The organism is Hallella bergensis DSM 17361, assembly GCF_000160535.1.
Taxonomy (GTDB): Bacteria; Bacteroidota; Bacteroidia; order Bacteroidales; family Bacteroidaceae; genus Prevotella; species Prevotella bergensis.
On the sequence record NZ_GG704781.1, the window covers coordinates 456,377 to 462,477 of the forward strand.

6 protein-coding genes and 2 tRNA genes are annotated in these 6,101 nt (G+C 40.5%); 6 read left to right on the plus strand and 2 right to left on the minus strand.

The window, feature by feature from the left end; all coding sequences use genetic code 11:
* Positions 1-722: 722 nt before the first annotated feature.
* Both HMPREF0645_RS13825 and HMPREF0645_RS05885 read right to left on the minus strand, forming a co-directional pair.
* Positions 723-971, minus strand: a complete 249-nt coding sequence (locus tag HMPREF0645_RS13825) for a hypothetical protein (protein ID WP_169305454.1) — start codon at positions 969-971, stop codon at positions 723-725.
* Between the two features lie 115 nt (positions 972-1,086).
* The gene (locus HMPREF0645_RS05885; RefSeq protein ID WP_007174000.1) at positions 1,087-2,544 is read right to left on the minus strand and encodes an aminoacyl-histidine dipeptidase; all 1,458 of its coding nucleotides are present in this window, start codon (positions 2,542-2,544) and stop codon (positions 1,087-1,089) included.
* Positions 2,545-2,644: 100 nt separating this feature from the next.
* Here HMPREF0645_RS05885 and HMPREF0645_RS14425 point away from each other — a divergent pair, with 100 nt between their 5' ends.
* The 6 genes from HMPREF0645_RS14425 (at position 2,645) to HMPREF0645_RS05915 (ending at position 6,087) form a co-directional block, all read left to right on the plus strand.
* Positions 2,645-2,839 (plus strand): hypothetical protein, encoded by a 195-nt coding sequence (locus HMPREF0645_RS14425; RefSeq protein WP_007174001.1) that lies wholly within the window; start codon positions 2,645-2,647, stop codon positions 2,837-2,839.
* A gap of 41 nt (positions 2,840-2,880) precedes the next feature.
* Positions 2,881-3,498 (plus strand): OmpH/Skp family outer membrane protein, encoded by a 618-nt coding sequence (locus tag HMPREF0645_RS05895; RefSeq protein WP_044123334.1) that lies wholly within the window; start codon positions 2,881-2,883, stop codon positions 3,496-3,498.
* Positions 3,499-3,580: 82 nt separating this feature from the next.
* Positions 3,581-3,654: transfer RNA gene (locus HMPREF0645_RS05900), tRNA-Arg, on the plus strand.
* Between the two features lie 30 nt (positions 3,655-3,684).
* Positions 3,685-3,758: transfer RNA gene (locus tag HMPREF0645_RS05905), tRNA-Arg, on the plus strand.
* Positions 3,759-4,029: 271 nt separating this feature from the next.
* Positions 4,030-4,311, plus strand: coding sequence for an HU family DNA-binding protein (locus HMPREF0645_RS05910; RefSeq protein ID WP_007174003.1), 282 nt, complete (start codon positions 4,030-4,032; stop codon positions 4,309-4,311).
* A 201-nt stretch (positions 4,312-4,512) separates the two neighbouring features.
* Entirely contained in the window at positions 4,513-6,087 is a 1,575-nt protein-coding gene (locus tag HMPREF0645_RS05915) for an Rne/Rng family ribonuclease (protein ID WP_007174004.1), read from the plus strand.
* Positions 6,088-6,101 lie beyond the last annotated feature (14 nt).

Consider the following 6,101-nt stretch of genomic DNA (forward strand, 5'->3'; position numbering starts at 1 on the left):
TCAAGGGGAGTGTAGACATTTGTTTTTTCTTTACAAAAGCCTCTTCATGCTTCGCATTTTTAAAAATTAAAATCCTGTGGTTCTAAATTCTCGAAAAATTCGAAAGTTTGTAATTCGCTCATGGTTAGACAGTTAGTAAAAATGCTTCTACGAGAGTAATATCATCTCCTGCGGTTGCATATCGAATGGCAGTATGGATAAGCCCTAATCGCATGACGAGAAAAGCTTTGTCGCGTGTGGTGTGAACCCCAACCGTGCCGTCATTAGATGCTTCTCGCAACGTCAGCGGAAATTTTGGGATTCCCGGCCTGAAATTGATCGTAAAAACATGGCGCTTTTCTCTCTGAATGCTCCGAAAAGCAATCATCAAAAAAAGGTATCTTTATTTTATAAAATTCCAAACCCAATCTGCCGTTCGATTTGTTCCGGTGTTTATCGGTTTATCGATGACTGTGAAGTGTTTTTTGAAGCTATGGCATGCTATGGATCAGGAGACAGGACTGTGTTGCGCCTTCAGACTGATTCTAAGGGAAAACCCCTGTGTGCCAAATAATTTATAGGAAAGTTATAATATTACTGAAATCTTTACACCATGAATCAAATATTTTTATATATTTGCAACATAGATTCATTTCAATAGGTTAAGGTTAGTTTTTTAAAAGGTTAAAAAGTCCCCAATCCGTGTAGTGATACTGTGGATTGGGGAATTTCTATTTGGTCAATTATTTAAAACAAACCACTCCTGTAAGTTGATCGTCAAGATAGAAAGTTTGTTTCAGCGTGTCGTCGTATACCGTATATTCGACTTGAATAAATCTTAATTTTTCAGTTGCGGGCGTGTATTTTGTACCTTGTTTAACCTTCCCCGACAATTCAGCATCAGTATGCATCACGTTTGTCATGGAATCTGAAACAAAATAAGTATCATTCAATTTAGACCACCCAATGATTTTATAATCGTCAAGATTCATGTTGCTTTTCATGAAGTCCTTGACAATAACTTGGGAGTCATGGCCTTCTCCGCAACTTAGCAAGAACTGCACAGACAAGGCCATGAACATCAATTTGACTGTTCTCAAAACCATCTTAATCCTCTTTTGCAGGAATATTCTTTAATATTTCAAGCAAATGATCCCAAACCATCTGAACGGTAGGAATGTGGAGACACTCGTCAGGGGTGTGGACAAAGCGTAGGGTTGGTCCGAAGCTTACCATATCTATATGTGGGTATTTTTCTGAGAAAAGCCCGCATTCAAGTCCGGCGTGAATACCTCTCACTACGGGCTCCTTGCCGAAGAGTTTTTTGTAGGCGTCAACGGTTATCTTCAACAGTTTGGAGTCAGGATTCATCTTCCATGCAGGATAGCCGTCGTTTTGTATGACTTCAGCGCCGGCAAGCTGCAATGTTGCCTTGATGGTGTTGGCCATGTTGCGCAGGTTGCTCATAACGTTTGAACGCTGGCTCGACACCACCACTACCCTGCTCTCTTCGCTTTGAACACTTGCCACATTGCTTGATGTCTCGACCATAGATGCCAGAGCTTTGTCTTGGCACATGGCAAACACTCCATTATCAAGAGCCTGAATAGCTCTGATTAAGTTTTGGCTTACGTTTTTGGGCAATACACATTGAGTGTCGGCACTCTCCAATGCCCATTCCATCTTTGAGTCACTTACATGAAATTCGTCTTCAACTTCTTTGCTGAAAACATTCCAGTCTGCTTTTACTGCTTCTTTCTTGTCTGAAGGAACTGCAAAAATTATTTTTCCGTCACGGGTTATGGCGTTGTGCATCTTGCCAGAGTTCCACTGTGCCAAGCGCAGATCCAGCTTTTCTTGTTGCATATACAGGAAGCGGGCGAGAATTTTGATGGCATTCGCGCGTTTTTTCTCAATGTCATCACCGGAATGTCCCCCAATCAAGCCTTTTAAAGATGCTTGCATAAAGAAATGTCCGGAGGATGCTTCCTCACGTGTGAACTTGAAGATTCCTGTAGTATTTATACCACCAGCACATGACACAAACACCTGTCCTTCGTCTTCCGAATCGAGATTGATAAGATAGTCGCCGGTCATGAATCCGGATTTCAAACCAAAGGCGCCGGTAAGCCCGGTTTCTTCATCAACGGTAAAGAGACATTCCAGTGGCCCATGCTCTAAATCGTCAGAATCGAGAAGAGCCAATTCTATGGCGACGCCTATGCCATCATCTGCCCCTAAGGTCGTGCCCTTAGCACGCAACCACTCGCCATCAACGTAGGTTTGGATTGGATCTTTGTGGAAGTCAAAGTCAACGTCCACCAACTTGTCGCATACCATGTCCATATGGCTCTGCAAGACGGTTGTGGCTAAATGCTCGCAGCCCTTACTTGCTGGCTTGGCAATGATGACATTGCCTGTCTCGTCTACCTTGGACTTCAGTCCCCTCTTCTCGGCAAATTCCAACAAATATGTCCTAATTTTTTCCTCATGCTTGGAGGGACGGGGAATTTGGTTTATGTGTGAAAATTGCTCAAACACGCGAGCAGGTTCTAATTTTGCCATAATCTTATTTTTAAATGTTTATCAATTTTCTTTGCGATTTGCTCATTTTGCACTATCTTTGCACCGTTATGATATGTGATACTTTGCAAAGTTAATAAAAATGATAGAATCCCTGCTTCTTAGCATGTTAATAATTGCTATTGCTGTAGCATTACTATCTGTAAAAATTGTTGTGAGAAAGAATGGAACTTTTGCCTCACAGCATATTCATGACAACGAAGCCATGAAGAAAAGAAACATACATTGTGTAATAAGTCAGGACAGGGAAGCCCGTCAGCAGAACAAGGCATGTTAGTGTCATGTAGACAGAATAAAAAAGATAATAAAAATCATTATATGAAAAAGAAAAGTATTTTCAGCATTTTGCCTTTAGCCGCCATGGCCACTATGACGATGGTAGCTTGCGATAAGAGCAATGCAAAAATGGACGACAAGTCCGCTTCTTCTAAAACAGAAAAGGTAGCCCCGGGTAATAATTTGGCCTTTGTCGAGGTTGACTCCATTATGACCCGATATGAATTCTGTAAAGAGTATAGCAAAATTCTGGAACAAAAGGGAACTAATATCCAAAAAACTTTGGCAGGCAAGCAGCAACAGTTGCAGACAGCCGCAGCCAATTTCCAGCAGAAACTACAACAGAATGCATACACACGTGAACAGGCGGAAAATGTTCAGGCGGGCTTGCAAAAACAAAATAACGATTTGCAGGCACTCAATCAGCGTTTAAGCAATGAATTTCAGGCAGAAACAGAAAAGTTTAACAAAGCTCTGCATGATTCTTTGCAAAACTACCTTGCCTTATATAATAAGGATAAAAAGTATAGCATGATCTTTGCAAAGCAAGGTGATAACCTTCTTTATGCAGACAAAGCTTATGATATTACCAATGAGGTTGTTGCAGGCTTGAACAAGATGTATAAAGGAACTGCTAAGACAACTAAGGAAAAGAAATAAACAAGTTATACGATGAAAAAACCATCCTAAAATTTGGATGGCAAAAAAAAACGTCGTACCTTTGCAAACGCTTAGAAAGAAAGGCTCCGTAGCTCAACTGAATAGAGCATCTGACTACGGATCAGAAGGTTGTGGGTTTGAATCCCGCCGGAGTCACATACTTTCGAATTAGCAAAACCCTTGTAGGGCTCCGTAGCTCAACTGAATAGAGCATCTGACTACGGATCAGAAGGTTGTGGGTTTGAATCCCGCCGGAGTCACATAAAACAAGCTATAGGTTTTTCCTATAGCTTTTTTATTTCTGTATGATGATACTTTCTTGTTGGTATATCTGTAATGCTGTTTTCATAAAAGGCTTACTGCGTAAAAAAATCACTAACAAACTGAATACAAGCAACTTTCAAAATAGGAAAAAACTATAATTTATGAGAAAAAGAGCGTGATAAATTTTATAGTAACAAGAAAAACTTGTATCTTTGCATATCAAATACATAAGGTAAACAGCAATACAATAATAAATAAATCATTAAAATGACAAAAGCAGATATTATCAGCGAAATAGCTGAGCAGACCGGCTTGCAAAAAAAAGAAGTTTCCGTTGTTATAGAGTGCTTTATGGAAACCGTAAAGCGGAACATGCTTGAGAAGAAGGAGAACGTGTATCTCCGTGGATTTGGCAGTTTTATTGTCAAACGCCGTGCTGCCAAAACAGCTAGAGATATTGGCAAGAACACAACCATTACAATTCCTGCCCACGATTTTCCAAGCTTTAAGCCTGCCAAGGCTTTCGTTGAAGAAATGAAGGGTGAATGATATTTATAAATTATAAAACATTTTAAAAATTTACAGTTATGCCAAACGGTAAGAAGAAAAAGGGCCGCAAAATGGCCAAGCACAAGCGTAAAAAAAGACTACGCAAGAATCGTCATAAGAGCAAATAACCATAGGTTTTTGCTTTGAAAAGGGGGAGGCCTCCATTGGCGCTCCCTTTCTTTTTAATAAAAAGTCTAAGATATGACAAGTGAAGTAATAATCGATGCAAAACCTAAGGAGATTTCGATTGCTCTCTTGGAAGACAAGAGATTGGTTGAATATCAGAATGAACCACGTTCTGCTAATTTCTCCGTAGGAAATGTCTACATTGCTAAGGTAAAAAAACTCATGCCGGGTTTGAATGCCTGTTTTGTTGATGTAGGCTACGAACGAGACGCCTTCTTGCATTATCTTGACTTAGGAAGTCAATTCAATTCCTACGCAAAGTATCTTAAGCAAGTACAAAGCGACCGTAAAAAGCTATACCCTTTCAGCAAGGCTTCACGCCTACCCGATTTAAAAAGGGATGGAAGTGTTCAGCAAACGCTACAAGTTGGCCAGGAGGTGTTGGTGCAAATTGTCAAGGAACCTATCTCGACAAAAGGACCAAGACTTACCTGTGAACTTAGTTTTGCAGGTCGATTTCTTGTGCTGATTCCATTTGGAGATAAAGTCAACGTATCTACAAAGATTAAAAGCGGTGAAGAAAGAGCACGGCTTAAACAGCTCATTCGCAGCATCAAGCCTAAAGGATGTAGTGTCATTGTACGTACTGTTGCCGAAGGTAAGCGTGTGGCAGAGCTGGACGTCGAGCTCAAGGTACTGACCAAACGTTGGTTAAATGCCATTGTCAAGGTTCAAAAAACCCAAGACCGACCACAGCTTGTATATGAGGAAGAAGGTAGGACGGTGGCCATGCTACGCGACCTTTTTAATGCAAGCTACGAAAATATATTTGTTAACGAAGACGATATCTTCAAGGAGGTCAAGGACTATATTTCTTTAATCGCCCCAAAGAAAGTAAATATAGTTAAGAGATATAAAGGCAAAGTACCCATCTTTGATAATTTCAACGTTACAAAACAAATTAAGTCAAGTTTTGGTAAAACGGTGAATTATGCACATGGAGCATATCTTATCATAGAGCATACTGAAGCTATGCATGTTGTGGATGTGAATAGTGGAAACCGTTCTAAGAACGAGAAGGGACAGGAAGGCACCGCCTTGGAAACCAATCTTGGTGCTGCCGACGAATTAGCCCGACAACTCAGACTGCGTGATATGGGAGGAATCATCGTAGTGGACTTTATTGATATGAACCTGGCAGAAGACCGACAAATGCTCTACGAACGCATGTGCAAAGCCATGCAAAAAGACAGGGCTCGGCATAATATTTTGCCACTGAGCAAGTTTGGCCTCATGCAAATTACTCGTCAACGCGTTCGTCCAGCTATGGACGTCATCGTTGAAGAGAATTGTCCCACTTGTAACGGTACTGGAAAGATAAGATCCAGTATTTTGTTTACCGACCAGCTTGAAGGAAAAATTGACCAATTAGTCAACAAGATAGGTATCAAGAAATTCTATCTACATGTACACCCATACGTTGCAGCCTATATTAAACAAGGAGTTATAAGCCTCAGACGTAAATGGCAACACAAGTATGGATTTGGAGTACATGTCATCTCTTCACAGAAATTAGCTTTCTTGCAATACGAGTTTTATGATGCAAAAGGCCAGTTCATTGATATGAAGGAAGAGATCGAAACTAAGTGATAATGCATATTAAA

Excerpts from the sequence above, each read along its gene's own strand:
- HMPREF0645_RS14425 (WP_007174001.1), top strand. The coding sequence starts at position 2,645 with ATGATAGAATCCCTGCTTCTTAGCATGTTAATAATTGCTATTGCTGTA.
- HMPREF0645_RS05910 (WP_007174003.1), top strand. The coding sequence starts at position 4,030 with ATGACAAAAGCAGATATTATCAGCGAAATAGCTGAGCAGACCGGCTTG.
- HMPREF0645_RS05915 (WP_007174004.1), top strand. The coding sequence starts at position 4,513 with ATGACAAGTGAAGTAATAATCGATGCAAAACCTAAGGAGATTTCGATT.
- HMPREF0645_RS13825 (WP_169305454.1), bottom strand. The coding sequence starts at position 971 with ATGAATCTTGACGATTATAAAATCATTGGGTGGTCTAAATTGAATGAT.
- HMPREF0645_RS05885 (WP_007174000.1), bottom strand. The coding sequence starts at position 2,544 with ATGGCAAAATTAGAACCTGCTCGCGTGTTTGAGCAATTTTCACACATA.
- HMPREF0645_RS05895 (WP_044123334.1), top strand. The coding sequence starts at position 2,881 with ATGAAAAAGAAAAGTATTTTCAGCATTTTGCCTTTAGCCGCCATGGCC.